This is a genomic window from Vibrio profundi, from assembly GCF_005281835.1.
In the GTDB taxonomy this organism is placed as follows: domain Bacteria; phylum Pseudomonadota; class Gammaproteobacteria; order Enterobacterales; family Vibrionaceae; genus Vibrio; species Vibrio profundi.
This window is the reverse complement of record NZ_RZIS01000008.1, coordinates 36,720-62,922: the sequence shown is the minus strand read 5'-3', so window position 1 is coordinate 62,922 and position 26,203 is coordinate 36,720. Positions and strand designations below refer to the sequence as shown.

Genomic DNA, 26,203 nt, shown 5'->3' with positions numbered 1-26,203 from the left:
ATATGAAAGTATCTATTATTACGGTTTGCTACAATGCAGAAGAAACAATACGAGACACACTTGAATCTGTAATAAGTCAGTCGTACAGCAATATTGAGTACCTTGTTATTGATGGTGGTTCGTCAGACGGCACCATGGATATCGTTAATGAATATAGACACGCTATTGGTGTTGTTGTCTCAGAAAAAGATAATGGTCTTTATGATGCGATGAATAAAGGTATGTCCTTAGCAACTGGAGAGCTTATCGGTGTTTTGAATTCAGATGATGTGTTTTATAGCACCTCTACTATTGAAGAGATTGCGCTCCTAGCTCAAGGGGCTGATGGGGTTTATGCTGATATCGGGTTTTACAATGAGGCGTTAAGCAAAAAAACGCGACATTACTCTTCAAAGGGGTTTCATAAGGCTAAGTTTTCTCGTGGTTTTATGCCTGCTCACCCATCGTGTTATCTTAAGAGGGATATTATTTCTAAGGTTGGGAATTATTCCTTAGAGTATAAGATCGCAGCGGATTTTGACTACCTAGTACGAGTGTTCTCTTTACCCCGTGTATCTTTTATTTATTTAGAAAAAGAAGTGGTAAAAATGCGCGAAGGAGGAGTAAGTACGTCGGGTTTTTCCGCCAGTATACTTCTAAATAAAGAAATTATTCATTCCTGCAAGAAAAATGGGGTGCCGTGTTCGTGGTTATCAGTCTTGAGCAAGTACCCAGAAAAACTACTAGGACTAGTGTTTAAATGATATTCATAACAGGCTCTAATGGATTTTTGGGCAGTCACTTGGTTAAAAGGCTTGGAGATAAAGCTCTTTCATTACTTGATCGTGGTTCACCTAAAAATTCTTCTAAGCATCGTTTTTTGCAGGCCGAAATTAACGGCATATCCGATTACACAGCTGGATTAATGGGGTGTTGTGCTGTAATTCATTGTGCGGCGAGAGTACACATCATGGATGATACTGTCGATGAACCTCTTGAAGCCTATCGTGAAGTAAACACTAGAGGTACAGTGAATTTAGCGAAACAAGCTGCATATTTAGGCGTGAAACGGTTTATCTTTGTAAGTAGTATAAAAGTGAACGGTGAAAAAACGGAGTTAGGTAAACCATTTAATAATGTAGATAAGCATTTGCCTGAAGATGATTACGGCATTTCTAAAGCTGAGGCAGAGCAACAACTGTTTGATATTGGGGAAGAAACAGGTATGGAAATCGTCGTCGTACGTCCAACTCTCGTTTATGGGCCAGGTGTCAAAGCTAACTTTGCTTCTCTCATGCGACTAGCTGCCAAAGGCATCCCTCTTCCTTTTGGGAGCATAAGCCACAACAAAAGAAGCTTAGTCTCGGTCGAAAACCTAGTCGATTTGATAGTGACCTGTATTGATCACCCTAAAGCGGCGAATGAGATTTTTTTAGTTTCTGATGATCATGACGTTTCAACATCTAAAATGGTGCGTCAAATGGCCATTGCTCTTGATAAACCAACATGGCAACTGTTTGTCCCCGTTTGGTGTTATCAATTGGCAGGTAAGTTGTTTGGAAAGTCCGATGTTGTTGATAGATTAGTCGGCTCTCTGCAAGTGGATATTACCCACACCAAGCAAACGCTCGATTGGACACCGCCTCAATCTTTAGAAGAGGGCTTCAGAGAAACAGCTCAAGCACTCTTAAACAGTAAGAAGTAATTTAAATGATTCGATTATTAGATTTTCTCGCCGCTTTTTTAGGTTTGTTTATCCTTTGGCCAATTCTGCTTATTGTGACCATTATTGGTCTCTTTGATACTGGTTCTCCAATTTTTGTTCAAGAACGAGTGGGACGCAATAAAAAGCCATTCAAACTCATTAAGTTTCGTACTATGTCGGTAGAAACAAAATCTGTAGCGAGCCACTTAGCAAACAATACCTCTATTACTACGCTTGGTAACTTTCTACGTAAGACTAAAATCGATGAATTACCGCAATTAATTAACGTTGTGAAAGGTGAAATGAGTTTGGTTGGACCTCGTCCAAATTTGTTTAACCAAGAAGAGTTAATTAAAGAGCGTGATGCTCTAGGCGTGTATGATGTTTTACCAGGTGTAACCGGGCTCGCTCAGGTTCAGAACATTGATATGTCCACGCCTGAGCTACTAGCAAAAACCGATAAAAAAATGATTGATTCGTTTACAGTGGCAGACTACTTCAAATATATATTAATGACCGCTACCGGAAAGGGGCAAGGCGATGCTATTAATTAGGGCGATTTTCACATTTAAAAATGTGAGCTCTAAGTTTTTTCGGATTTCTAAGTAGAGTGTTTTGATGACTAGGTTGAATTTTTTGTGGAAACTGTCACGTTTTAATAAACGCCTAATCAGCGTTTTCGTCGATTTACTATTTGTTGTTGTTTCATTTTATCTTGCATATTGGGTGAGGGTTGGTGAAATAGAGTTGTTAAACTCGTTTGAATCATCAGTAGTATTATTAGTTACTTGTATTATTACAGTGGCTAGTTTTATTCGATTGGGCTTGTACAGAGCAGTGTTACGTTACCTTACTTTTCACGCGTTAGCCGTTGTTAGTCTTGGGACCTTTATATCTTCTGTTTCAATTGGCTTTCTAGCTTTTTACCTTGATGCATCGATTCCGAGATCTGTACCTATAATCTATGGTTCATTTTTATGCTTACTTTGTGGTGGCTCTCGCCTAGTTATTCGTGTTTTGGTAGCTCAAGAAAATGGCAAAGGTAAGCAAAGTGTGCTTATTTACGGTGCTGGCTCTGCGGGGCGTCAGCTCGCTCTAGCGCTGAGAAGCTCTGATAGTCATAAAGTTATAGGCTTTATTGATGAAGATGAGACGTTAAAAAATACCATCTTAATGGGGCTCGCTGTTTATAATGTTTCAAATTCTGAAAAGGTTTTATATAAGCACGGGGTAAAACAAATTCTGCTAGCAGTCCCGAGTGCGTCTAGATCTCGGCGTAAATCAATATTAGATGCGTTAGTACATTTACCTGCTGAGGTATTAACTGTTCCTGACATGAAGGATATAGTCGAAGGTAAAGCGAAAATCGATGAGCTGAAAGATGTCGCTATTGATGATTTACTGGGAAGAGACCCTGTCAGTCCTCAGCAATCTCTTATGGAAGCAGATATAAAGCAGAAAATTGTCATGGTGACTGGGGCTGGTGGTTCTATCGGTTCGGAATTATGTCGCCAGATAATCAAAAATGAACCTAAGCAATTAGTGTTGTTTGAATTGTCTGAATTCGCCTTGTACCAAATTGATCGAGAACTTACTACGTATACTCAGTCTGAAGGGCTGACTGTTGATATTGTTCCTCTTTTAGGTTCTATTCAACGAATCAACCGACTATCGGCATCAATGAAAGCCTTTAATGTCGAGACCGTGTACCACGCTGCAGCCTACAAGCACGTTCCCTTAGTTGAATACAATGTAGTGGAAGGGGTTCGAAATAATGTGTTTGGTACTTACTACACGGCTAAAGCGGCTATTGAGGCTGGCGTTGCATCGTTCGTACTTATTTCGACAGATAAAGCGGTTCGTCCAACAAATGTGATGGGTACAACTAAGCGGATGGCTGAACTGGGTTTGCAAGCGTTGGCTGAGCAAGAAAATGCAAAAGCCAATGGTACACGCTTCTGTATGGTTCGCTTCGGTAATGTATTAGGCTCCTCTGGCTCTGTGATCCCATTGTTTAAAAAGCAAATTGAGAAAGGGGGTCCTATTACTATTACTCACCCCGATATAACACGCTTCTTTATGACTATTCCAGAAGCAGCTCAACTTGTTATCCAAGCAGGGGCAATGGGTAAAGGTGGTGATGTATTTGTTCTTGATATGGGTGAATCTGTCAAAATCATAGATTTGGCGAATAATCTAATTAATCTATCTGGTCTTGAAGTGAAAAGTGAGGATAACCCTCATGGTGATATCGAAATCAAGTGCACAGGATTGCGACCTGGTGAAAAGCTTTATGAGGAGTTGTTGATTGGCGATAATGTTCAGGCAACAGCCCATGAACGAATCATGACAGCTAATGAAACCTTTTTACCGATGGACGAATACCAAGGTTTAATTGATAAGTTGGATGTAGCTTGCCATGCATTTAGGCATGAGGAAATTCGGTCCATTTTACTTGATGCGCCAACAGGCTTTAACCCAACGGATGGCATTGGCGATCTCGTTTGGAATGCAAAAGTCGTGAATGATTGACCCAAAGGCTCACCATAATGTGAGCCTTTTTTAGTTTTACATCTCATTATTTAGTGTTTAACTGCGCTAATAAAATTACATATACTCTCATTCCTATTCATCTTCTCCGAGACCTTTCTTGATCTTCCGCTACAGTTTTGACTACAAACTGTAGTAAAATTACGCTAATTTGTTTTTATACCGATTATTTTGAATTGAACGAGGTCAGTCCTATGTCAGCTAAGAAGCCAATGGCTTTAGTGATCCTTGACGGTTACGGGTACCGTGAAGACAACCAAGACAACGCTATCGCGAACGCAAATACACCAGTATTAGATGGTCTTATTGCTAACCAACCTAACACGCTAATCTCGGCTTCTGGCTTAGATGTAGGCCTACCTGATGGCCAAATGGGTAACTCTGAAGTGGGTCACACCAACATCGGTGCTGGTCGCGTTGTATACCAAGACCTTACTCGTATTACTAAGTCAATTTCAGACGGTGAGTTCGGCCAAACTGAAACGCTAGTTAACGCTATTGATAAAGCGGTTAAAGCTGATAAAGCGGTTCACATCATGGGTCTTATGTCTCCAGGTGGAGTGCACTCTCATGAAGATCACATTTACGCAGCTGTTGAAATGGCAGCAGAGCGTGGCGCTGAGAAAATTTACCTACACTGTTTCTTAGACGGACGTGACACTCCACCACGTAGCGCAGAAAACTCTCTGCAACGTTTCCAAGATCTGTTCGCGAAACTAGGCAAAGGCCGTGTAGCTTCTTTGGTTGGTCGTTACTACGCAATGGACCGTGATAACAACTGGGATCGTGTTCAAACTGCATACGAGTTGCTCACTGAAGCAAAAGCAGAATTCACATTCGACACTGCGGTAGTGGGCCTAGAAGCGGCTTACGCTCGTGATGAAAACGATGAGTTCGTTAAAGCGACTGAGATTAAATCGGAAGGTGAAGAATCTGCAGCTATCGTAGATGGCGATGCGGTTATCTTTATGAACTACCGTGCTGATCGTGCTCGTCAAATTACCCGTACATTCGTAACTGACTTTGCTGGTTTTGAGCGCAATGTATTCCCAGCTATCGACTTCGTAATGTTGACTCAATATGCTGCTGATATCCCACTACTATGTGCATTCCCACCGGCTTCTCTAGAGAACACTTACGGTGAGTGGTTATCTAAGCAAGGTAAAACGCAGCTACGCATTTCAGAAACAGAGAAATACGCGCACGTGACTTTCTTCTTCAATGGCGGTATCGAAGACGAGTTCGAAGGCGAAGAGCGTCAACTTGTTGCTTCTCCAAAAGTAGCCACTTACGACTTACAGCCTGAAATGAGCGCACCAGAGCTAACTGAAAAGCTAGTTGCAGCAATCAAAGGCGGTAAATACGACGCTATCGTTTGTAACTTCCCTAACTGTGACATGGTTGGTCACACTGGCGTTTACGATGCAGCAGTGAAAGCCGTAGAGTCTCTAGACGAGTGTCTTGGCAAAGTGGTTGAAGCAATCAAAGAAGCAGACGGTCAACTTCTTATCACTGCAGATCACGGTAACGCAGAAATGATGGTTAACCCAGAAACGGGCGGCATCCACACTGCACACACTAACCTACCAGTACCACTTATCTACGTAGGTAGCAAAGACGTTGAGTTCAAAGAGGGCGGTAAACTGTCTGACCTTGCACCAACAATGCTATCTCTAACTGGTACAGCAATCCCAGCTGAAATGTCTGGTGACGTACTAGTTAAGTAATTTCTTAGTAGCGAAAGTTACTAGATTACCTACTAAAAAAAGCCCGTATTGATAAATACGGGCTTTTTTATTTTGAACTGATTTAAATCAGATAAAGTACCGTCCGACAATGTAGCTACATATTTAGGTTATGATGCTAACAACTGTTTTCTGGTTTTCACAGCAAACAAGTATCCCAAAATGCCACCAACGATATTTCCAACTGCGATACCGATAAAGAGCCCTTCAATATCGTAGAGGTAAGAGCCAAGCCATGCAGACGGCAGGGTAAATACAAATAGTCGCATGAAGCTCCACTGAAAGGCTTTGAGAGGCTGGTGCATAGCATTGAGACCACTGACTAACATCATTACGATGCCTTGAAAGCCATAGCTGAATGGCACGACGAGTAGGTAATGCCAGAGTAAATCTTTTACAGCTTGTTCTTGTGAGAATAAAGCCGCAAGAGGAATACTCAGTGGCACCATCATTAAGAAGATAAGCGCCTGAAACATGATAGAGAAACGCATGCTCAGAAACAGGCCTTGGAAGCTACGCTGTGGATTATTAGCGCCAAAGTTTTGTGCCATGAATGGCGTGAGTACAGAGGTTAACGACATTAACACCAGAATTAAAATCGATTCAATTCGTTGTGCCGCGCCGTAAGCTGCAACGGCTTCTGTACCGTGTTTAGCTAACATCATCATGATGATTGCCCCCGAGATTGGGTTCATCGCGTTCGATAACGCAGCAGGCGTACCTATTCGTAAAATGGTCTTCCAGTCATCGAGTACTTCATCAAAACGTGGCAGGGCCAGTAACTTTTCTCGAATAATTAGAACATACAAAGAGCCACAAAGTGCTCCGAACCAACTTAGTGCACTGGCAATCGCTGCGCCTTGAATCCCTAGCTCGGGAAATGGGCCAATACCAAAGATCAGCAATGGATCAAGAATGCCATTAATAAGGCCGGCGAGCATCATGATCTTTGCTGGGGTCTTGGTATCACCTGTTGCACGAATCGCACTGTTGCCTGCCATTGGGATCACCAATAGCGGGATAGTTAAATACCATACCTGCATATATTGTTCGATGAGTGGGATAAGCTCAACTTCAGCACCCAGCCTACTAAATAGAGGCTGTATGGTGTATAGCCCCAGAGTCGAAGCGAGGGTGACCAAGGAAACCGCAAGCAATAAGCCATGGCTGGTAAAGCGCGCTGCATTTTGGTCATTACCTTGGCCGAGTAAGCGGCCAATGCAAGTCGAAATACCCATGCCAATTCCCATCGTGATGCAGTTCACTGCAAAGGTGACAGGAAAAGTAAAACTAATTGCAGCAAGGGCTTCGGTGCCGAGTAACGAAATGAAAAAGGTATCAACAAGGTTAAACATCAGGATCGCGACCATGCCGAAGATCATCGGAATGGTCATGGTGCGCAATGTGTCAGCGATTGGCGCTGTGAGCAATCCGTGTTTATCTCGCATGGTATGAACCTAGCACTGTCTTGAGTGAACCTTGCATATCGTCACCGTAAAGAATAAAAACGTAGGATACAGGAAGCACTAGTGAGCGCATAGAACACTTGTAATCCTATAGATGTATCTTTTCGTTAAATTAATCACACTTTTTCCGCTCGTACCCCTTGGGATCTAATGCTTTACCCCCAACATACTTTACTAATCACTTGCCAATATCGGCATATATAAATTAAATGGAAATTATCAGGAGAGACGACCAATGAATATCCGTCCATTACACGACCGAGTTATCGTTGAACGCCAAGAAGTTGAATCTAAGTCAGCTGGTGGCATCGTTCTAACAGGCTCTGCTGCAGAGAAATCGACTCGTGGTACGGTTTTAGCGGTAGGTAAAGGCCGCATTCTAGAAAACGGTAGCGTACAAGCGCTAGATGTTAAGGTTGGCGACACTGTTATTTTTGCAGAAGGCTACGGCACTAAATCTGAAAAAATCGACGGCAAAGAAGTTCTGATCATGTCTGAAAACGACATCATGGCGATCGTTGAGTAATCCGACCCATAAAACTGAACTGACTGAATAAAGAATTTAAAGGAAATAAAGATGGCTGCTAAAGACGTTAAATTTGGTAACGACGCACGTATTAAAATGCTAGAAGGTGTAAACGTTCTTGCTGACGCGGTAAAAGTAACGTTAGGTCCTAAAGGCCGTAACGTAGTTTTAGACAAATCATTTGGCGCACCAACGATCACTAAAGATGGTGTTTCAGTTGCACGTGAAATCGAACTTGAAGACAAGTTCCAAAACATGGGCGCACAAATGGTTAAAGAAGTGGCTTCGCAAGCGAATGACGCAGCGGGCGACGGTACAACTACAGCGACAGTTCTAGCTCAAGCAATCATCACTGAAGGTCTAAAAGCCGTTGCTGCTGGCATGAACCCAATGGATCTTAAGCGCGGTATCGATAAAGCGGTTATCGCGGCTGTTGAAGAGCTAAAAGGCCTTTCAGTTCCATGTGCAGACACTAAAGCTATCGCACAAGTAGGTACTATCTCTGCAAACTCTGATTCAACAGTGGGTAACATCATTGCTGAAGCGATGGAGAAAGTAGGCCGTGATGGCGTTATCACTGTAGAAGAAGGTCAAGCGCTGCAAGACGAGCTAGACGTAGTTGAAGGCATGCAGTTCGACCGCGGTTACCTATCTCCTTACTTCATCAACAACCAAGAAGCGGGTTCTGTTGATCTAGAAAGCCCATTCATTCTTCTAATCGACAAGAAAGTGTCAAACATTCGTGAACTTCTTCCGACTCTAGAAGCGGTTGCTAAGGCATCTCGTCCACTTCTAATCATTGCTGAAGATGTAGAAGGCGAAGCGCTTGCAACGCTAGTTGTGAACAACATGCGCGGTATCGTGAAAGTGGCTGCTGTTAAAGCGCCTGGTTTCGGTGACCGTCGTAAAGCTATGCTGCAAGACATCGCCATCCTAACTGGCGGTACAGTAATCTCTGAAGAGATCGGTCTAGACCTTGAGAAAGTAACGCTAGAAGACCTAGGTCAAGCTAAGCGCGTAACGATCACTAAAGAGAACTCAACCATCATCGATGGTGCGGGTGAAGAAGTGATGATCCAAGGCCGCGTTTCTCAAATTCGTCAACAAATCGAAGACGCAACGTCTGATTACGACAAAGAAAAGCTTCAAGAGCGCGTAGCTAAGCTAGCTGGCGGTGTTGCAGTAATCAAAGTTGGTGCTGCGACTGAAGTTGAGATGAAAGAGAAGAAAGACCGCGTAGAAGATGCACTTCATGCAACTCGCGCTGCAGTTGAAGAAGGTGTGGTTGCTGGTGGTGGTGTTGCACTAATCCGCGCTGCATCTAAAGTTGCTAACCTTGAAGGTGACAACGAAGAGCAAAACGTTGGTATCCGTGTTGCACTACGTGCAATGGAAGCACCAATCCGTCAAATCACTAAAAACGCAGGTGATGAAGAGTCTGTTGTTGCTAACAACGTTCGCGCTGGTGAAGGTAACTACGGTTACAACGCTGCGACTGGTGAATACGGCGACATGATTGCGATGGGTATCCTAGATCCAACTAAAGTTACTCGCAGCGCACTTCAATTTGCTGCATCTGTTGCTGGTCTAATGATCACTACAGAAGCTATGGTGACAGACCTACCACAAAAAGATGCACCAGCTATGCCTGATATGGGCGGCATGGGTGGTATGGGTGGCATGGGCGGCATGATGTAATCAGCTGGCCTTTCTTAAGTGTTGACTTAAGAACCCAATATTCAAAGCCGAGACCTGTGTCTCGGCTTTTTTGATCCTGTGAGTTAGACCTTTTGAAAGTGGATTGCACATTTTACAGGCACGAGTTCAGTTATTTTGATGAACTTGTATGTGATGAGTTGCTGTTTCTCATTATGACACTTATAGTCAAATATCAGTTATGACGTAGAGTTAACACGGGTAACTGTTCTATAAAGGAAAATAAAGTGATTGATTAGCCTAATGTTTTGGCTAACTCGATCTAATTATCTGTCAGTGGAGACACCCAAATGAAAAAACTTATTTCAGTACTAGCTGTATCTGCAGCTGTCGCTTCGCCTGCGGTATTTGCTAACGCGCCGGTAATGTTCTCATCGATTAATGATTTCAACGCTCCAGAAGCAAGCAAGGTTTCTGGTGTTCGTGTAGCCGCTCTGCACGGTCAAGTTGACGAAGTATCAGGTCTCGATTTAGCGATCGTGGGCATGTCTGAAACACAGCGTACAACGGGTGTGAACTTTGGTATTTTTGGTGCATCGAAAGTAAATCAAGAGATGAAAGGTGCATCGCTTGGTTTCTTTAACTGGAATACAGGCCTGACTACAGGTGTAAACTTAGGTGCCGTGAACATCACCAATGATGTAAATGGCGCTAACGTAAGCTTCGTGAACTACTCAGAAGGTGACACTATGGTCGATGTTGGCGCTGCTAACATTTCTAGTGAGTCGACAGTTCAAGTGGGTATTTTCAATAAAACCGCGAAGATTGAAGGCGTACAGATTGGCCTGATTAACTGTGCTGAAAATGGCTTTTTCCCATGCTTCCCGATTGTAAACTTTGCGAAGTAATATAACGCCATCAATTGATGAATAAATTGAAACCCGAAGCTAAGTCTTCGGGTTTTTGCGTTATGGCTAAAGTTACTTTTTAAGCAACTAGATTCTTATTTGATTGCTCTGGTCAGGTAGACGTTAATTTACCATATGGTACAATGTGCGGCCTTGTTCCCTGCCAGTGATATTGTTGTGATAAAGAGCAATACAATTCATTTTAAAAAAGCGCTATTGGGACTTAGCGTTGTCTTCTTTTTATTTCTGAGTTTGCTTTTGGTCGATTCCGCCGAACAATCAGAAAACGAATATTGGTCAGAGAACCAAAATGTCAGTCAGTCTTTGGGCGAATTAACCCAAATCATTAGCGCGCTCGAATATAACATCTCGGCCTTATATCCACTTCATAACGACACCTATGCATTCTCACATGCTCAGAGAAAAGAGCAGCAAACGTGCTACTTCATTAATGAAGAACAAGGCGACGCAAAGTACGACTTTATGTTCTCGGGACCAGAAGAAATGTGCGAGCGTGGCAGTGAACTAAATGAAGAAGCTAATAGGCGCTTGTTCATTGCACCTTCGATGGCTTACTTCTCTAATACTATCGATACTATCTCTGCGATTTACTTCATTTCTAAAGATAAATTCATCATTTCTTCACCTTCTGACTTTGCTGAGTATATTCGTGGGGACACGTTTGATTCGGTGGTGACCAGCCGGCCATATTGGATCAATACCATTCGTTATGGGCTTACGCAGCGTCAAGACCAAATTGTTTACACCGGAGAATACAGTGATTACCTAACGGGGAAAAAGGTGATTACGCTGACGAAAGGTATCTACGTTAATGGTGATTTTAAAGGTGTGCTGGGCGTTGATGGCTACGTGGCGGATTTGGTTTCTGATAGAAAAACTGCGTATAGCATCGACTCGACAATCGGCAAAAACAAGTTCGGTATCATGGCATTTACTCATTCTCATCCCCTTTATGTAGATGGACAAAGTACAGGGTTGTACTTGAGCGTAGACGAGCCTAAGCGTGAGCATGTGGTGCATATTCTTCAGCATGATCAGATGCAGTTGATGATCCTATTTACGACTTACATATGCAGCGTGATGATTTTGTGGCGTTATTACAGTCGGCAAGAAAACCAACGCTTGCATAAGCTTGCCATGATGGATCCAATGACAGGATTACTAAATCGACGTGGCTTTGAAGCGCAGTTATTGGAGCAAGAAGAACAACCGATTGTAGGAATCGGAGTGTTCGATATTGATGATTTTAAGCTAGTTAACGATGAGTTTGGCCATGATGTGGGTGATGAAGTTATTTGCCATGTAGCACAACTCATCATGAGCAGTGTTCGTCATCAAGATATAGTGGCGCGTTTTGGCGGTGAAGAGTTTGTCGTGGCGATCTGCGGTGAATCTTCTGAACTGTTGTCTTCTATTTTTGAGCGAGTACAAAACGATATTAGTTTACAGAGCTACCGATGTGAAAGTGGTGATCGAGTGAGTGTATCTGTCTCTGGAGGCGCAACACTGTACTCTCTGTACCGTTTCGATAGTTTGACTCACTTATGGCAGAACCAGAGTATTCGTTCGTCAGATGAACAGTTATACCAAGCGAAACTGGCCGGTAAAAACCAAGTGTCGATAAAAGTGCATGCGTAAATAAATAGGCTTGAAATCCAGCCTATTTATCACATGGTATGAGTCAATGCTCAGTATGACTGTCGTGTTTAAGTTTCCACTTTTTATGTACGCCGCGGCGCAAACCTTGAAAGCTGTTCTCTATTTTGTCTACGCCAAGCAAGACAGCTAACGCGAGTAGAGTGATAACGATAGACTGGCTTAAGTGACCAAGCGCTATCATCATGCCTAGTGCAGCGAGCATCCAAATGATTGCGGCTGAGGTGACACCATGAATCTTTCCGTTGAGAGTCATCATTACGCCAGCCCCTAAAAAGCCCACTCCTGTAATGATTTGTCCGAGCACTCTTGCTTGGTCTAATGTATTGGGGGACAAGCTTATCGCCATGGTCATAAACAAGTAGGTGCCAGCGATGATCAGGATGGAAGTTCTGATCCCAACCGGTTTCCCTCGAGTTTGCCTTTCTACGCCAATCAATACCCCGTTTAATGCGCAGGCGAGTAATGCTGACCAACTAAAAGGGGATAGGTTGAGGTAAGGTTCAATTAACATGTCGCGCTCCCTAAAAGCGGGAGTATGCATACAAATTTACGGTGGGTCGAACGAATAAAAATAGTCGTCACCACAACCAAATATGATGAAGAGAACTACTGAGCCCTGTGATTAACAGCCGCTATTTGTGATAGAAAAGCTAGGTATTGTCGACTCAGTTGCCTGAGTGTATTCGAGAAAGCAGCGATCAGACGCGAGTTTTTTAGTGCGTGGTGCGTAGATGATCGTACCGTCACCCGCCGATTCGTTGGTGAAGTACCAGTCAGCGATTCCATTGTCCCAGACAGCATCTAGAGTGGTGGTTTCGAGTAATAGCGCCCATGCTTGATCGTTCATAGCCACGGGGTAGCCATAAGCAATCTCAATAGCATCTCCCTCGATAGTAATGGCCCCACTGGCTGCGCCTTCAATGCCTAGGTTTGCAGCTTTACCATGGAGCATGTTACTTGCACTGACCATCCCGCCTTTTAAACTGTTCAACGCCGCAATGCGAGCGTCAGTTTGTAAGTTTAAAAACTTAGAATAAGCGGTGACAGAGAGAACCCCTAGAATGACAATAACGATCACTAGCTCTATGAGAGAAAAGCCTGCGGATTGCTTGAGTGGAGGTATGTTCATTGTTTGCCGTTTATGTCGTTATTCTAAATGGAGATCGAGTGGGGTTTTGCTGGTGCGCCCGCCAATTTCTCGTGTGAGCTTTGGTACTAAGTAACCGGAAACATTTTCAATGAGCCCTGCAATGATGCGGCGAGCTTCGTCATCACTGACATAAAAATGCGCTGCACCTTGCACCTTATCTAAAACGTGCAAATAGTAAGGAAGAATGCCGATAGAGAAAAGGGCTTCACTCAATTTAGTTTGCGCAGAAACCGAATCATTTACACCTTTTAACAAAACACTTTGGTTGAGTAGCGTAACTCGTGCTTTTACTAATTTTTCAAAGGCTTGTTCAAGCTCTAGATTGATTTCATTGGCGTGATTGATGTGGCTAACAAAGACGATGTTGAGGCGACTTTGTTGCAGAATCTGGCTAAGTTCGGTAGTGATGCGCGCCGGAATCACAACGGGCAAACGACTGTGAATTCGCAGAGTTTTGATATGAGGAATATCTTCAATCGCCGTGAGTAACCATTGTAGCTCGCTGTCTTTAGCCATTAATGGGTCGCCACCGGACCAAATGATCTCGTTGATTTCTGGACTGTTGGCAACGTAGTCGAGGCTTTGCTGCCATACCGCTTTTGAGCCTTTGTTATCTTGGTAGGGAAAGTGACGACGGAAGCAGTAGCGACAGTTAATTGCACAGCCTCCTTTCACGATCATTAAGGCTCGACTCTTGTATTTGTGCAGTAACCCTGGGATCGGATTATTCTGCTCTTCTAGCGGATCGGCTGAGTAACCTTGGTGTATTCCAAACTCTTCACTGATTGGTAGCACTTGGCGTAGCAAAGGGTCGTGAGGGTTGCCTTTTTCCATTCTCTCTACAAAGCTTTGAGGCACTCGCTGAGCAAAGAGCTCGCGTGCAGCAAATCCGTTAACCCAATCTGAAGTGTCGATTTCTAAGGATTCAAGTAGCTTTCTCGGGTCAGAGATCGCATTCGATAGTTGTTTGAGCCAGTTTTGCTCAACAGATTCGACTTTTCGGGTTATGATATGCGGCATTGAAATCAACTCAAAGATGTGTAAGAGGAAATCATGGCGTCAGTAAGCACCAATGAATTCAAAGGCGGTTTAAAATTCATGATGGATAACGAGCCTTGCTCAATTATCGAAAATGAATACGTTAAGCCAGGTAAAGGCCAAGCGTTCAACCGCGTAAAACTTCGTAAACTGCTGTCAGGCAAAGTGTTAGAGAAAACATTCAAGTCTGGCGACACTGTAGAACTTGCAGATGTAGTAGACGTTGAACTGGGTTACCTATACTCAGACGGTGAATTCTTCCACTTCATGAACAACGAAACTTTTGAGCAAATCGCGGCAGACGCAAAAGCAGTCGGCGAAACTTCAAAATGGTTAGTTGAAAATGACGTTTGTACTCTAACGTTGTGGAATGATAACCCTATCACTGTAACTCCGCCAAACTTTGTTGAGATTGAAGTTACTGATACAGACCCTGGTCTGAAAGGTGATACTCAAGGTACTGGTGGTAAACCAGCGACTCTAGCAACAGGCGCGGTAGTTCGTGTTCCTCTATTCATCGCAATCGGTGAAGTTGTGAAAGTTGATACTCGTACTGGCGAATACGTTGGTCGTGTTAAGTAATCCACGTGATTACATAGTCGAATGGGTATGTTGATACTAACGTTCGAATGAAGAGAAGGTCACTACGGTGGCCTTTTTTGTTGCCTATGTTTTGGTTACAGAAAAGAAAAAGGTCAGTGTAATACTGACCTTTAAATTAGAGAAAGCGGTTTGCTGTTAAATCATAAAGATGAAAATAACAGACAATGCGCTGATTAGGCCTGCAAAGAAGTAGCAGCCCACTTTGCCTGCTACGCCGACGTGGAATTTCAGGTCGTGCATACCGTGGTGAAGACGGTGCATAGCGTGCCACATTGGCAGTGCTAGGGTACCGATGATAAATAGCGCACCGATAATGCTGGTAGCGAACTCAGACACACGTTCGTAGCTCATTGCTTCTGCATCGATGATGCCCATTGGCACTAAGATACCTAGCACTAGAATCGTGATTGGCGTGATCATAGCGAACCAAGTACCGCCAGCGCCGAATAGGCCCCACCAGATTGGCTCATCAGAGCGTTGAGGATTGTGGTTAACAGGCTTAACTTTGTAGTTTGTGTTCATAACGAAAGCTCCTTACACCACAACAAGAACGATTAAAGAAATAAAAGCCACCGCAGCCCACTGAGTCAGTACGATGATTCTTTTATCTACCAATTTACCTTTTAGGCGGATTGGCATTACTTGAGGCATCATGCTGAAGAAGGTTTGAGCGTGCATTAAGCTGCCTAACAGAGCCACGATATTAATACCGACAATGATAGGGTTCGCCATAAAGCTCAACCAACCAGCCCACGCTTCAGGGCCTTTCACTAGCGCACCCAAACCAAAGGTTAGGAATACAGTGAACAGAATCAAAGGCAGTACAGTTGCTTCACGTAGCATGTAGAAGCGGTAGAACGGATGGTTGCTCCACCACGTTCTCTTCATCTCACGAACATAAGGCTTACGATTGCTCATATTATGCCTCCTCTGCAGTTTTGACTTGAGAGCCGTCTGGCTTGAACATCGAGATAACGAAGTCCATTGAAGACTCAACTTTACCTTGGTTAACCGCCGCTGCTGGGTCTACTTTCTTCGGACACACTTCAGAACAGTAACCAACAAACGTACAGCCCCAAGCGCCGTTTTCACCATTGATAAGCTTCATACGCTCATCTTTACCGTTGTCACGGCTATCTAGGTTGTAACGGTGAGCAAGAGTCAGTGCCGCAGGGCCAATGAACTCAGGGTTCAGACCGAATTGAGGACATGCTGCGTAGCAAAGGCCACAGTTGATACAACCAGCGAACTGTTTGTATTTCGCCATCTGCTCTGGTGTTTGCAGGTTAGTGCCGTCTTCTGGCTTGCGGTCATTGCCAATGATGTAAGGCTTAATCGCCTCTAAGCGCTCGATGAACGGCGTCATGTCGACAATCAAATCTTTTTCGATTGGGAAGTTAGCTAAAGGCTCGATAGTCAGGCCGTTCGGGTAGTCACGTAAGAAGCTCTTACATGCTAGCTTAGGCACGCCATCAACCATGATGCCGCAAGAACCACAGATCGCCATACGACAAGACCAACGGTATGAAAGATCTTTGTCTTGGTGGTCTTTGATGTAACCAATCGCATCAAGTACTGACATGGTTTCATCGAATGGGACTTCGAAAGTCTGCATGTAAGGTTCTGCATCTTTCTCTGGGTCGTAGCGCAGAATGTCTACTTTTTGGATACGATTCGCTGACATTACGCTTTCTCCTCTTCACGGTTCTCATCTTGAGCGACATTCGCTGCTGCAGCTTTTTCAGCGGCCGCGGCTTTCTCTGCTGCTTCACCGTACAGACGTGCTTTTGGTTGAGACTTGGTGATCTTAACGTCGCTGTAATCGATGGTTGGTGCTGCATCTTCATTGAAGAAAGAGAGTGAGTGTTTTAGGAAATTCACGTCATCACGCTCAGTGCAGTTGTCGTCTAGACGTTGGTGTGCACCGCGAGACTCTTTACGAAGGATTGCTGAGTGAACCATTGCTTCTGCGACTTCTAGGCCGTAACCGACTTCGATAGCGTAAAGTAGGTCAGTGTTGAACACCTTGCCTTTGTCTTTAATGCTGATCTTCTTGTAGCGCGCTTTCAGTTCAGTGATCTTGTTGATGGTCTCTTGCATCAAGTCTTCTTGACGGTAGATACCACAACCCGCTTCCATGGTGTGACCCATTTCAGTGCGGATATCTGCCCAGTTTTCGTCGCCTTCTTGGTTCATCAGCGCTGCGATGCGATCTTCAACCGCTTTTACTTGCTTAGCGATCGACTCTTCATTCCAACCTTTGAACTCTGCTGCGCGTTTCACAGCGTGTTCACCGGCAACGCGACCAAATACTACGAACTCAGCCAGAGAGTTTGAACCTAGGCGGTTTGCCCCGTGTAGGCCGACAGACGCACATTCACCCACCGCGAATAAGCCTTTGATGCGAGTTTCACAAGTACCGTTAGTTTCGATGCCACCCATGGTGTAGTGAACGGTAGGACGGATTGGGATTGGCTCTTTTGCTGGGTCAACGTTCACGTACGCTTTTGCTAGTTCACAGATGAACGGTAGACGCTCTTGCAGATACTCTTCACCAAGGTGGCGAAGGTCTAGGTGTACTACATCACCAAGCGGGTGCTTGATGGTGTTGCCTTTCTGCTGCTCGTGCCAGAATGCTTGAGAAACTTTGTCACGAGGACCCAGTTCCATGTATTTGTTTTTCGGCTCGCCGACTGGTGTTTCAGGGCCCATGCCGTAATCTTGTAGGTAACGGTAGCCGTTCTTGTTGACGATGATACCGCCTTCACCACGACAACCTTCGGTCATCAAGATGCCCGTGCCCGGTAGGCCGGTTGGGTGGTATTGAACGAACTCCATGTCACGCAGTGGCACACCGTGGCGATAAGCCATTGCCATACCGTCGCCGGTCACGATGCCGCCGTTAGTATTACAGTGGTAAACACGACCTGCGCCCCCCGTTGCTAGAACAACCGATTTTGCTTTGATGGTAACAAGCTCACCTTCAGACATATGAATCGCGATAAGGCCTTGTACTTCACCTTCTTCAACGATCAAATCCACCACAAAGTACTCGTCAAATCGTTTGATTTGGTCGTACTTCATCGAAGTCTGGAACAGAGTATGAAGCATGTGGAAGCCAGTTTTATCCGCTGCGAACCACGTTCTTTCTACCTTCATACCGCCGAATCGGCGTACGTTTACTTCACCGTTTTCTTTACGACTCCATGGGCAGCCCCATTGTTCCATTTGGATCATTTCGCGAGTCGCGTTTTCAACAAAGTATTCAACAACATCCTGTTCACATAGCCAGTCGCCACCGCCAACAGTATCGTTGAAGTGGTTGTCTAGGCTATCTTCGTCTTTAATTACCGCTGCTGAACCGCCTTCTGCTGCTACCGTGTGCGAACGCATTGGGTAAACTTTAGAAATCAGTGCTACTTCCAAATCAGGATTAGCTTCAGCTGCTGCAATTGCTGTACGAAGACCAGCGCCGCCTGCGCCGATGACTGCGATATCTGTGGTAATTGTCTTCACAGTTATTCTCCAGTGTGATGCGGAGTATTCCGCTTGTTATTATAAAAAGCCTATTTAGAGAGCAGTAAACGGCATCAACCGATTATCACCTCTAAGCCTTAAGTGGTAGGTTCAGTGTAAGAGAGGAGGGTGTTTGAAAAATTGATGTATTTAGGTTTTTGTTCCGGTAATGCATATGGAGGCATAAAATTTATAGCTTATGTGACTGTAATCACGGCAATCAATTATTGATAACGATTTGCCCATAGGGCTTGTGTTAACGGCTTGTTGAGTCTGATTTTTGTTATCAATGTTGGGCAAGGTTGAATATTGATAATTGTATTGTAGAACGTGATTTTATGGCTTCACCTTACCAGCGTATTGGTTTCATTAATGCAAAGATAGAAGCTTACAAAAGCAGCGAAAAATGATAATTTCCGTCGCCTAGAATTCAGTGATATGGAACTTAGTAATGCACTCTACATGGCAACCTGCCGCAACCATTAAGCAGTTAAAGCAACGTGCTGATATCCTTAATCAAATCCGCCATTTTTTTGCAGAGCGAGACGTAATGGAGGTCGATACGCCAGCCATGAGTCACTCCACGGTGACCGATGTGCATTTGCATACCTTCAAAACTGAATTCGTTGGCCCTGGTTACGCGCAAGGCCAGCCTCTGTTCTTTATGACAAGCCCTGAATTTCATATGAAACGTTTGCTGGCTGCTGGAAGTGGCTGTATTTACCAAATTTGTAAGTCGTTTCGTAATGAAGAGAACGGTCGTTACCACAACCCTGAGTTCACCATGCTGGAGTGGTATCGTGTCGGTTTTGATCATCATGACCTGATGGATGAAATGGATTTGTTATTACAGCAAATCTTAAAGTCGGGCGAAGCTGAGCGTATGACTTACCAACAAGCCTTTATTGATGTGCTGGGCGTGTGTCCGCTTGAAGATTCTATGGATACTCTAAAACAAGCGGCAGCCAAGCTTGGGTTAAGTGATATTGCTGACCCCGAAGAGGACCGCGATACCTTGCTACAACTGCTATTCAGCGTGGGTGTCGAAGAAAAGATTGGCCAGACAGTGCCCGCATTTGTTTATGATTTCCCAGCTTCACAGGCGGCATTAGCCAAGATTAACCCGAATGATCCGCGAGTGGCTGACCGTTTTGAGGTGTACTTCAAAGGCATCGAGCTGGCAAACGGCTTCCATGAGTTAGATAAGCCACAAGAGCAGCTTAAGCGCTTTGAAGATGATAATGCCAAGCGTATCGAGATGGGCTTGTCGCCTCAACCGATTGACCATCATTTGATTGAGGCGCTAAAAGCAGGCCTGCCAGACTGTGCGGGTGTTGCATTGGGTATCGATAGGCTAATCATGCTGGCTTTGGGTTACGACCATATCGACGACGTGACCGCTTTCCCTTTCCCTAGATCGTAGCTGTCAGTTAGTAATGGGCGGCCTGACAGCAAGCCCATTACTGCTAGTTACTGTACCAAAATGCCTGTTCCGACAACGGCAACAATGGCACCTACCCAAGCGTAAATGTTGGGCCGTTTCTTAGTATAAAACCATAAGATTGGCAGCAGCATGATAGGCGTTGTAGAGGACAACAGCGCAACCATGCCGACGTTCCCATCTTGTAATGCGTATAGAATTAACGTCATCCCGACTGCCATTGCTAAGAAACCATTAATTGCAGTGATGCCCAAGAGCTTGGGGGTCATTGGATTGATAGGCCGCGATAATTTTGCGCCAGTGAAGCGAAACAATGAATGAGCCGCAAAAGCCGTGATCATACGAATGGCAGAAGCAGCAACAGGATCGATATTAGTTTGCATGACTGGCTTAGCGATAATGCCACCTAGCGCTTGGCACATAGCGGCGACTAACCCTAGCCCGACACCTATCCACACCTTACCTTTTATAGACTCGAGTTGGTTTTGAGATTGTCCTTTTCGGCCGAAGAAAATCGCCGTCAGGACGCCACTGAAGACCAACGCTGAGCCAATCAATTCCGTCGAGGTCATGCTCTCACTAAAGAGAAAATAACCAAGAACGGCAGAAAATACCGCATGGCAAGAGAACAGTAAGCCAGCTTGACGCGGTCCCATCCGGTTCAAACAGGCAAATAGAGCTGTATCACCAATAAAGATACCAATCAGGCCGGACAGCATCATCGGCGTGACTAGCTCAGCTTCAACACTCGACCATCCACCAGTAACAAAAGCCATACTCGATAGCATTAGGGCTGTACAGCCCATACGCCAACGGCTATAGGCAAAAGAACCTAAATGCTGCGCAGGTTTTACCGACATTAAACTGGCAATCGCCCAAAGAAATGCAGCCGCAAGGGCCAGCCATTCAAATCCCATTGAAAAGTGCGTCCATATTAGAGAAGTTGGTACGTAGGGATTCAATATGCCTTAATCCCCTCTAATTACAAAGTAATGAATTAGAGGGGGAAATGAAGGGGCGAGGTTAGACGAATAGGAATAGGGCGAGGTAAACAATACCTAAACCAATCAAACCTAGAATAATCCCCATTTTCGCCATGTCTTTGCTCTCGATTAATCCGGTCGAGTAAGCCAGTGAGTTAGGTGGGGTTGAGACGGGTAGAATCATTCCAAGAGAGGCTGAGAAGGCGACAACCACAAGTAACCCTTGCAAGCCCCCGATCGCTGCTAAGCTTTCCATCGACGCGCCAATCGCGGCGGCAATAGGCATCAATAAGTTTGCTGTGGCGGTGTTCGACATGAAGTTCGCCATTAACCAGCATACGATAGACAGGGTAATCACCACCGATGCAGGGGAAAGTGATTCGTAATCTATTGCGTGGGCGAGGGCGGCGGCAAGACCGGTTTTGTCTAAGCCGATGCCGATAGCAATACCACCTGCCACTAGCCACAATACATCCCAATTGATCAGTTTGAGCTCTTCTTTACCCATTATGCCAGTTAACGTAAAGACAGCTAACGGGATAATTGAAACCACATAGGTGTTCATACCATGCAGCTTAGTGGTCATCCACAATAGGATGGTGGCGGCAAAGGTGGCGTAAACTACAATCGCACGCCAGCTTTTCTTGAATTGCCCATCTAACTTAAGCGTCATATTTCGCTGCTCTGACGGGAACAACTTCTGCAATAAGAACCAAGCGATGGTCAGCTGAATAATGACAAAGGGCAATCCCATCATCATCCAGCTTAGGAAGTCGATGCTGTTTTCTCCGGTTAAGTATTGTAGAGCGATGGCATTAGGAGGTGTTCCTATTGGTGTAGCAATGCCACCGGTATTGGCGGCGATTGGAATACAAAGCACTAGCGCTTTAATACCTAAGTCCCCACGAGGCGCTGAAGCGACTATTGGCCCTAGCAGTGCGAGCATCATTACCGTTGTTGCGGTGTTCGACATGAACATGGAAAACACAGCGGTGATTAGCATGAGACCTAACATGATGAACTTAGGTTGCGTGCCAAAAGGCTTAAGTAAAACGCGGGCCAGGTTATTGTCCAGTTCATATTTTGACGCAGCGATCGCCAGAGCAAAACCACCCATAAAAAGAATGATGATAGGGGAAGAAAAAGCACTGAATATATCAGTGTAATTCATGAGTTCTCCTAGCTCATGACCGGCTGGTGGATTTCTAAATAGGTGTAAGCCTTTATCGGAAATCATCACCAGTTGCAGCGCAATGATGAGGATGGAAGTGGCGAAAACGGGCACAGGCTCTAACACCCAAAGTAAAGCGGCCAGTAAGAAGATGGCTAATAATCGATGCTGGATTAAAGTGAGATCGTCGATAGGGATTGCATCGATAGGCATGAATAACACGCCTAGAGGAATGGAAAAACAGATAAGTAACTTCACCAAAATGTTGGCATTCAACTTTGGCATGGTAGATAGGCCCTATAAGTAAATTATTCATGAATAGAGTAAGTTATCCGATAAATGAGTACTTGGAGGCGAGTTGAACTTTCGAAAACTTGTTCAGTGTTTCGGCAGTAGCTTTGCTTTTGGTCAATATTTCAAAGTGCTATTTCACGCCAGAAAAAGGAAAGGCGAGTTATTTCTAACTCGCCTTATTGATTAGATTTGAAACTGTAATAGAAGGCTATGCTTCGCTTTGGCTTTCTGGTGTTTCAGTTGTTTCAACAGACTCCGCTGCTTTGGTATGAGCGTAAGGCGTACCAAGAACGGTCTTCTCGCCATTTGCCATCGATTCATCGAATTGAACGGCATCTTTAGCAAATAAGTTAATCACGGTAGAGCCAAGCTTGAAGCGGCCCATCTCTTCACCTTTCTTCAAGATAACCGCTTTGTCACCTTCAGCTGGGTAATCCCACTTGTAAACCGTATTACCGCGAGGAGGAGTAATTGTGCCAGCCCAAACTTGCTCAATGCTACCTACAATCGTTGCACCAACCAGAACTTGTGCCATTGGGCCAAATTCAGTGTCGAAGATACATACTACGCGTTCATTACGAGCAAAAAGGTTAGGTACGTTTTCAGCCGTTAATGGATTCACTGAGAATAAATCACCAGGTACGTAGATCATTTGGCGTAACGTACCATCACATGGCATGTGAACGCGGTGGTAATCGCTTGGAGAAAGGTAAAGCGTAGCAAACTCACCATCTTTAAACTCTTCTGCTAGATTAGCATCGCCACCTAGTAGCTCTTGAGCCGAAAAGTTATGACCCTTAGCTTGGATTAGTTTACCGTCTTCAATAGGACCAAATTGGCTTACACGAGCATCTGCAGGGTGCACAATTACAGAGTCACCTTCAGCGATAGGACGCATGCCTTCTTTTAGCTCACGAACGAAAAATTCATTGAACGTTTTGAAGTGCTTTGGATCGCTATGTAAAGCTTCATCCATGTTCACTTTGTACTGTTTGATGAACCAGTTGATGATAGCTGTAGTTAAACCACCAGCTTTTGCAGAAGCAATTTTACCGACTAGACGAGTTAATCCGTGTTGAGGGATCCAGTACTGTAGTCCAACTTTGATCTTATCCATTGTGTATTTTTCCAATGCTAACTGATTGATTCACTGTTTAGGGCGCGAGATGTTACTGAAATTCGCGCCAATTGTCAGCAAATGCTCATATTTGTTCACAAAAATAGCGACTAAAGATCCGCTTTCTTATTTCTGGAATACTGTCGGTTGTCTTTGTTGCCAGCCATGCTTTCGATGATTCTGTGATAGTTATCGAAACGTAGCTTACTGATCTTCCCGTCTTCTACCGCTTCACGAAGTAGGCAGCCTGGATCGTCATTGTGTTTACAATCACGGAATTTACACCCGCCAAGAAACGGCTTAAATTCTACAAAAGCTTCGGTAATGGCTTCTGGCTCTAGGTGCCATAAACCAAACTCACGAACTCCTGGGGAGTCAATCAGATCACCGCCTGATGGGAAGTGATATAAGCGTGCTGCGGTAGTGGTATGTTGGCCAAGCCCTGAGTTTTCAGAAACCGCGCCTTCTTCGATATCTAGTGTCGGCATTAGCGCATTCACTAGACTTGATTTCCCCACGCCTGATTGGCCAACAAAGATGTTGATGCGATCTTTAAGCTCAGCTTCGAGTTCCTTAATGCCGTAACCGGATTCTTTACTGACGAACATCACTTTATAGCCAATCTTCTCGTATTCTTTGAGGGTTTCTTGGTATTCCGCAATTTGTTGTTCAGTCAGTAAGTCCACTTTATTGAGCACGACTAACGGAGCAATACTCAACGTTTCGGATGCAATGAGGTAACGGTCAATGATATTTAATGAAAGCTCTGGCAGGACAGCTGATACGATAACCATCTGATCGACGTTAGCTGCAACAGGCTTAAGGCCATCGTAGTAATCCGGGCGAGTTAGGATAGAGGTTCTCGGCTCAACGGCTTCCACAACACCTGAAATGCCGGCCATGGATTCTAATCCAGCACGCCAAATAACTTTGTCGCCAGACACTAAACTCTCAATACCTCGACGCAAGTTACAGCGGTGTATTTCCTGAGTTTCTAAGTCTTCAATGTCAGCATGTTGGCCGAAGCGAGTGATAACCAGCCCGGTTTTGGTTGCCCCAAGCATGTTTTCATCCCATTGAATGGAATCTTCTTTCTTGAGTCGTTTCTTCTGGTTGCTACGTACGCGTCGTACTTGACCTTTGGTCAGCTTTTTCTTTTTTGCCACGGTTTTCTACTTAACACATCTAACTTAATAGTGACTGGGAACCCAAACGCTGCATGTTTCAGCAACTGTAAAACTAGTTTGAGCATAGTTAATTGGGTATAGTACCTCTTTTACACGTAAACAAATAGGCAACCTCTTTATGTCCTTTAGCGATCAGAACCTAATCTGGGTCGATCTTGAGATGACGGGTCTAAATCCTGAAACTCATAAAATCATTGAAATAGCGTCTATCGTGACTGATAGTCAGCTGAATATCCTAGCTGAAGGACCGGTATTGGCAATTCATCAACCTGACGTTGAGTTGGACAAAATGGATGAGTGGTGTACCACAACCCATACTGGAAGCGGTTTGGTTAAACGTGTGAAAGAAAGCACTGTGACTGAACAAGAAGCCGTAAGTCAAACCATTGAATTCTTGAAGAAATGGGTTCCTGCTGGTCAATCACCAATCTGTGGCAATAGCATCGGCCAGGATCGTCGTTTCCTTGTGAAGCATATGCCTGAGCTGGATGAATACTTCCACTATCGCTGTATTGATGTTAGCACGCTCAAAGAGCTGACTCGCCGTTGGAAACCTGAAATTTTAGATGGTTTTTCGAAGAAGGGAACGCATTTAGCACTTGATGACATTCGTGAGTCAATTGCAGAACTTAAGTATTATCGTGAAACTATTATTACGATCTAATACTGACGAGAAATTCCTGATTTTCCTCATATAGATCCAAAATTTAGCGACCTGAAGTGTTTTTTTGTGTGCTTTTTCAGCAAATGAGAAAAAAATCATTTTTTTTTGTATGAAGGACTTGCATCACAAAAAAATGCTCTTATAATTCGCAGCCCTGAACGACGAAAGACGTTTCAGAATGCGACACTAGCTCAGCTGGTAGAGCGCAACCTTGCCAAGGTTGAGGTCACGAGTTCGAACCTCGTGTGTCGCTCCAATTTATAGATTATTGCGTTAAGCGGTAATCGAAAGGTGAAAGACCTTTCCTGTGATGCGACACTAGCTCAGCTGGTAGAGCGCAACCTTGCCAAGGTTGAGGTCACGAGTTCGAACCTCGTGTGTCGCTCCAATTTGTAGATTATGGCTTTAAGCGATAATCGAAAGGTGAAAGACCTTTCCTGATGCGACACTAGCTCAGCTGGTAGAGCGCAACCTTGCCAAGGTTGAGGTCACGAGTTCGAACCTCGTGTGTCGCTCCAATTTAAAGTTTCATTGTACTTAACAATGCATCCGGACGCGGGATGGAGCAGCTTGGTAGCTCGTCGGGCTCATAACCCGAAGGTCGTCGGTTCAAATCCGGCTCCCGCAACCACATTACAGTTGAACGCTTATCGATTGCCCAAGGCAGTAAAGAGCAGCGGTTAACTTATGCGACACTAGCTCAGCTGGTAGAGCGCAACCTTGCCAAGGTTGAGGTCACGAGTTCGAACCTCGTGTGTCGCTCCAATTTAAAGTTTCATTGTACTTAACAATGCATCCGGACGCGGGATGGAGCAGCTTGGTAG

Annotated in this window: 24 protein-coding genes and 5 tRNA genes; 17 read left to right on the top strand and 12 right to left on the bottom strand. The window is 44.6% G+C overall.

The genetic code is table 11. The features are described 5' to 3' along the window. Window positions 1–2: 2 nt before the first annotated feature. From ELZ11_RS17885 to gpmM, 5 genes are all read left to right on the top strand, one after another. The gene (locus tag ELZ11_RS17885) at window positions 3–743 is read left to right on the top strand and encodes a glycosyltransferase family 2 protein (RefSeq protein ID WP_137358745.1); all 741 of its coding nucleotides are present in this window, start codon (window positions 3–5) and stop codon (window positions 741–743) included. Continuing rightward, a complete protein-coding gene (locus ELZ11_RS17880; RefSeq protein WP_137358744.1) occupies window positions 740–1,684 on the top strand; it encodes a UDP-glucose 4-epimerase family protein in 945 nt (314 codons plus the stop codon). Before ELZ11_RS17885 ends, ELZ11_RS17880 begins: the two co-directional genes overlap by 4 nt. Window positions 1,685–1,689: 5 nt before the next feature. Continuing rightward, window positions 1,690–2,238 carry a sugar transferase gene (locus tag ELZ11_RS17875; RefSeq protein ID WP_137358743.1) on the top strand — a complete coding sequence of 183 codons (549 nt, stop codon included), beginning with the start codon at window positions 1,690–1,692 and terminating at the stop codon, window positions 2,236–2,238. Window positions 2,239–2,302: 64 nt separating this feature from the next. Further along, window positions 2,303–4,216, top strand: coding sequence for a polysaccharide biosynthesis protein (locus ELZ11_RS17870; protein ID WP_137358742.1), 1,914 nt, complete (start codon window positions 2,303–2,305; stop codon window positions 4,214–4,216). Between the two features lie 212 nt (window positions 4,217–4,428). Then, on the top strand, window positions 4,429–5,961 hold the full coding sequence (gene gpmM, locus ELZ11_RS17865; protein ID WP_137358741.1) for a 2,3-bisphosphoglycerate-independent phosphoglycerate mutase: 1,533 nt from the start codon (window positions 4,429–4,431) through the stop codon (window positions 5,959–5,961). 128 nt (window positions 5,962–6,089) lie between these two features. Here gpmM and ELZ11_RS17860 read toward each other — a convergent pair whose 3' ends face one another. Further along, complete coding sequence (locus tag ELZ11_RS17860; protein ID WP_137358740.1) at window positions 6,090–7,427, bottom strand: MATE family efflux transporter; 1,338 nt, start codon at window positions 7,425–7,427, stop codon at window positions 6,090–6,092. Between the two features lie 253 nt (window positions 7,428–7,680). Between ELZ11_RS17860 and ELZ11_RS17855 the strand changes: the two genes are divergently transcribed. The 4 genes from ELZ11_RS17855 (at window position 7,681) to ELZ11_RS17840 (ending at window position 12,194) form a co-directional block, all read left to right on the top strand. After that, window positions 7,681–7,971: a co-chaperone GroES gene (locus ELZ11_RS17855; RefSeq protein ID WP_137358739.1), complete on the top strand. Its 291-nt coding sequence runs from the start codon at window positions 7,681–7,683 to the stop codon at window positions 7,969–7,971. 51 nt (window positions 7,972–8,022) lie between these two features. Further along, window positions 8,023–9,669, top strand: coding sequence for a chaperonin GroEL (gene groL / locus ELZ11_RS17850; protein WP_137358738.1), 1,647 nt, complete (start codon window positions 8,023–8,025; stop codon window positions 9,667–9,669). A 308-nt stretch (window positions 9,670–9,977) separates the two neighbouring features. Further along, window positions 9,978–10,535: a VC2662 family protein gene (locus tag ELZ11_RS17845; protein ID WP_137358737.1), complete on the top strand. Its 558-nt coding sequence runs from the start codon at window positions 9,978–9,980 to the stop codon at window positions 10,533–10,535. Window positions 10,536–10,670: 135 nt separating this feature from the next. Next, window positions 10,671–12,194 carry a sensor domain-containing diguanylate cyclase gene (locus ELZ11_RS17840; RefSeq protein WP_137358736.1) on the top strand — a complete coding sequence of 508 codons (1,524 nt, stop codon included), beginning with the start codon at window positions 10,671–10,673 and terminating at the stop codon, window positions 12,192–12,194. 43 nt (window positions 12,195–12,237) lie between these two features. On the opposite strand, the gene ELZ11_RS17835 is transcribed toward ELZ11_RS17840, so the two are convergent. The 3 genes from ELZ11_RS17835 to epmB all read right to left on the bottom strand — a co-directional run bounded on the left by ELZ11_RS17835 (window position 12,238) and on the right by epmB (window position 14,385). After that, complete coding sequence (locus tag ELZ11_RS17835; protein WP_137358735.1) at window positions 12,238–12,726, bottom strand: MgtC/SapB family protein; 489 nt, start codon at window positions 12,724–12,726, stop codon at window positions 12,238–12,240. Between the two features lie 111 nt (window positions 12,727–12,837). Continuing rightward, entirely contained in the window at window positions 12,838–13,344 is a 507-nt protein-coding gene (locus tag ELZ11_RS17830; RefSeq protein WP_137358734.1) for a prepilin-type N-terminal cleavage/methylation domain-containing protein, read from the bottom strand. A gap of 18 nt (window positions 13,345–13,362) precedes the next feature. Beyond that, window positions 13,363–14,385: an EF-P beta-lysylation protein EpmB gene (gene epmB, locus ELZ11_RS17825; RefSeq protein WP_137358733.1), complete on the bottom strand. Its 1,023-nt coding sequence runs from the start codon at window positions 14,383–14,385 to the stop codon at window positions 13,363–13,365. A 33-nt stretch (window positions 14,386–14,418) separates the two neighbouring features. Between epmB and efp the strand changes: the two genes are divergently transcribed. Next, complete coding sequence (gene efp, locus ELZ11_RS17820; RefSeq protein WP_137358732.1) at window positions 14,419–14,985, top strand: elongation factor P; 567 nt, start codon at window positions 14,419–14,421, stop codon at window positions 14,983–14,985. Between the two features lie 156 nt (window positions 14,986–15,141). On the opposite strand, the gene frdD is transcribed toward efp, so the two are convergent. The 4 genes from frdD to frdA are packed head-to-tail and all read right to left on the bottom strand — an operon-like array spanning window position 15,142 to window position 18,522. After that, window positions 15,142–15,528 carry a fumarate reductase subunit FrdD gene (frdD, locus tag ELZ11_RS17815; RefSeq protein WP_004741337.1) on the bottom strand — a complete coding sequence of 129 codons (387 nt, stop codon included), beginning with the start codon at window positions 15,526–15,528 and terminating at the stop codon, window positions 15,142–15,144. 12 nt (window positions 15,529–15,540) lie between these two features. Continuing rightward, complete coding sequence (gene frdC, locus ELZ11_RS17810) at window positions 15,541–15,924, bottom strand: fumarate reductase subunit FrdC (RefSeq protein ID WP_008219063.1); 384 nt, start codon at window positions 15,922–15,924, stop codon at window positions 15,541–15,543. Between the two features lies 1 nt (window position 15,925). Continuing rightward, window positions 15,926–16,690: a succinate dehydrogenase/fumarate reductase iron-sulfur subunit gene (locus ELZ11_RS17805; RefSeq protein ID WP_116869747.1), complete on the bottom strand. Its 765-nt coding sequence runs from the start codon at window positions 16,688–16,690 to the stop codon at window positions 15,926–15,928. Beyond that, the gene (gene frdA / locus ELZ11_RS17800; RefSeq protein ID WP_137358731.1) at window positions 16,690–18,522 is read right to left on the bottom strand and encodes a fumarate reductase (quinol) flavoprotein subunit; all 1,833 of its coding nucleotides are present in this window, start codon (window positions 18,520–18,522) and stop codon (window positions 16,690–16,692) included. Before frdA ends, ELZ11_RS17805 begins: the two co-directional genes overlap by 1 nt. 451 nt (window positions 18,523–18,973) lie before the next feature. Here frdA and epmA point away from each other — a divergent pair, with 451 nt between their 5' ends. Further along, the gene (gene epmA / locus ELZ11_RS17795; protein ID WP_137358730.1) at window positions 18,974–19,945 is read left to right on the top strand and encodes an elongation factor P--(R)-beta-lysine ligase; all 972 of its coding nucleotides are present in this window, start codon (window positions 18,974–18,976) and stop codon (window positions 19,943–19,945) included. Window positions 19,946–19,992: 47 nt separating this feature from the next. Here epmA and ELZ11_RS17790 read toward each other — a convergent pair whose 3' ends face one another. From ELZ11_RS17790 to rsgA, 4 genes are all read right to left on the bottom strand, one after another. Next, a complete protein-coding gene (locus ELZ11_RS17790; protein ID WP_137358729.1) occupies window positions 19,993–20,880 on the bottom strand; it encodes a DMT family transporter in 888 nt (295 codons plus the stop codon). A gap of 106 nt (window positions 20,881–20,986) precedes the next feature. Then, window positions 20,987–22,402, bottom strand: a complete 1,416-nt coding sequence (locus tag ELZ11_RS17785; RefSeq protein WP_137358728.1) for an SLC13 family permease — start codon at window positions 22,400–22,402, stop codon at window positions 20,987–20,989. Between the two features lie 217 nt (window positions 22,403–22,619). After that, window positions 22,620–23,528, bottom strand: a complete 909-nt coding sequence (asd, locus tag ELZ11_RS17780) for an archaetidylserine decarboxylase (protein ID WP_137358727.1) — start codon at window positions 23,526–23,528, stop codon at window positions 22,620–22,622. A gap of 110 nt (window positions 23,529–23,638) precedes the next feature. Further along, entirely contained in the window at window positions 23,639–24,694 is a 1,056-nt protein-coding gene (rsgA, locus tag ELZ11_RS17775; protein ID WP_137358726.1) for a small ribosomal subunit biogenesis GTPase RsgA, read from the bottom strand. A gap of 139 nt (window positions 24,695–24,833) precedes the next feature. On the opposite strand from rsgA, the gene orn reads away from it, so the two are divergent. The 6 genes from orn to ELZ11_RS17745 all read left to right on the top strand — a co-directional run bounded on the left by orn (window position 24,834) and on the right by ELZ11_RS17745 (window position 26,144). Beyond that, entirely contained in the window at window positions 24,834–25,379 is a 546-nt protein-coding gene (orn, locus tag ELZ11_RS17770; RefSeq protein ID WP_137358725.1) for an oligoribonuclease, read from the top strand. A 180-nt stretch (window positions 25,380–25,559) separates the two neighbouring features. After that, window positions 25,560–25,635, top strand: a tRNA-Gly gene (locus ELZ11_RS17765). Between the two features lie 56 nt (window positions 25,636–25,691). Next, window positions 25,692–25,767: transfer RNA gene (locus ELZ11_RS17760), tRNA-Gly, on the top strand. Between the two features lie 54 nt (window positions 25,768–25,821). After that, window positions 25,822–25,897: transfer RNA gene (locus tag ELZ11_RS17755), tRNA-Gly, on the top strand. A 36-nt stretch (window positions 25,898–25,933) separates the two neighbouring features. Then, a tRNA-Met gene (locus tag ELZ11_RS17750) sits at window positions 25,934–26,010 on the top strand. Between the two features lie 58 nt (window positions 26,011–26,068). Beyond that, window positions 26,069–26,144: transfer RNA gene (locus tag ELZ11_RS17745), tRNA-Gly, on the top strand. The last annotated feature ends 59 nt before the right edge of the window (window positions 26,145–26,203 follow it).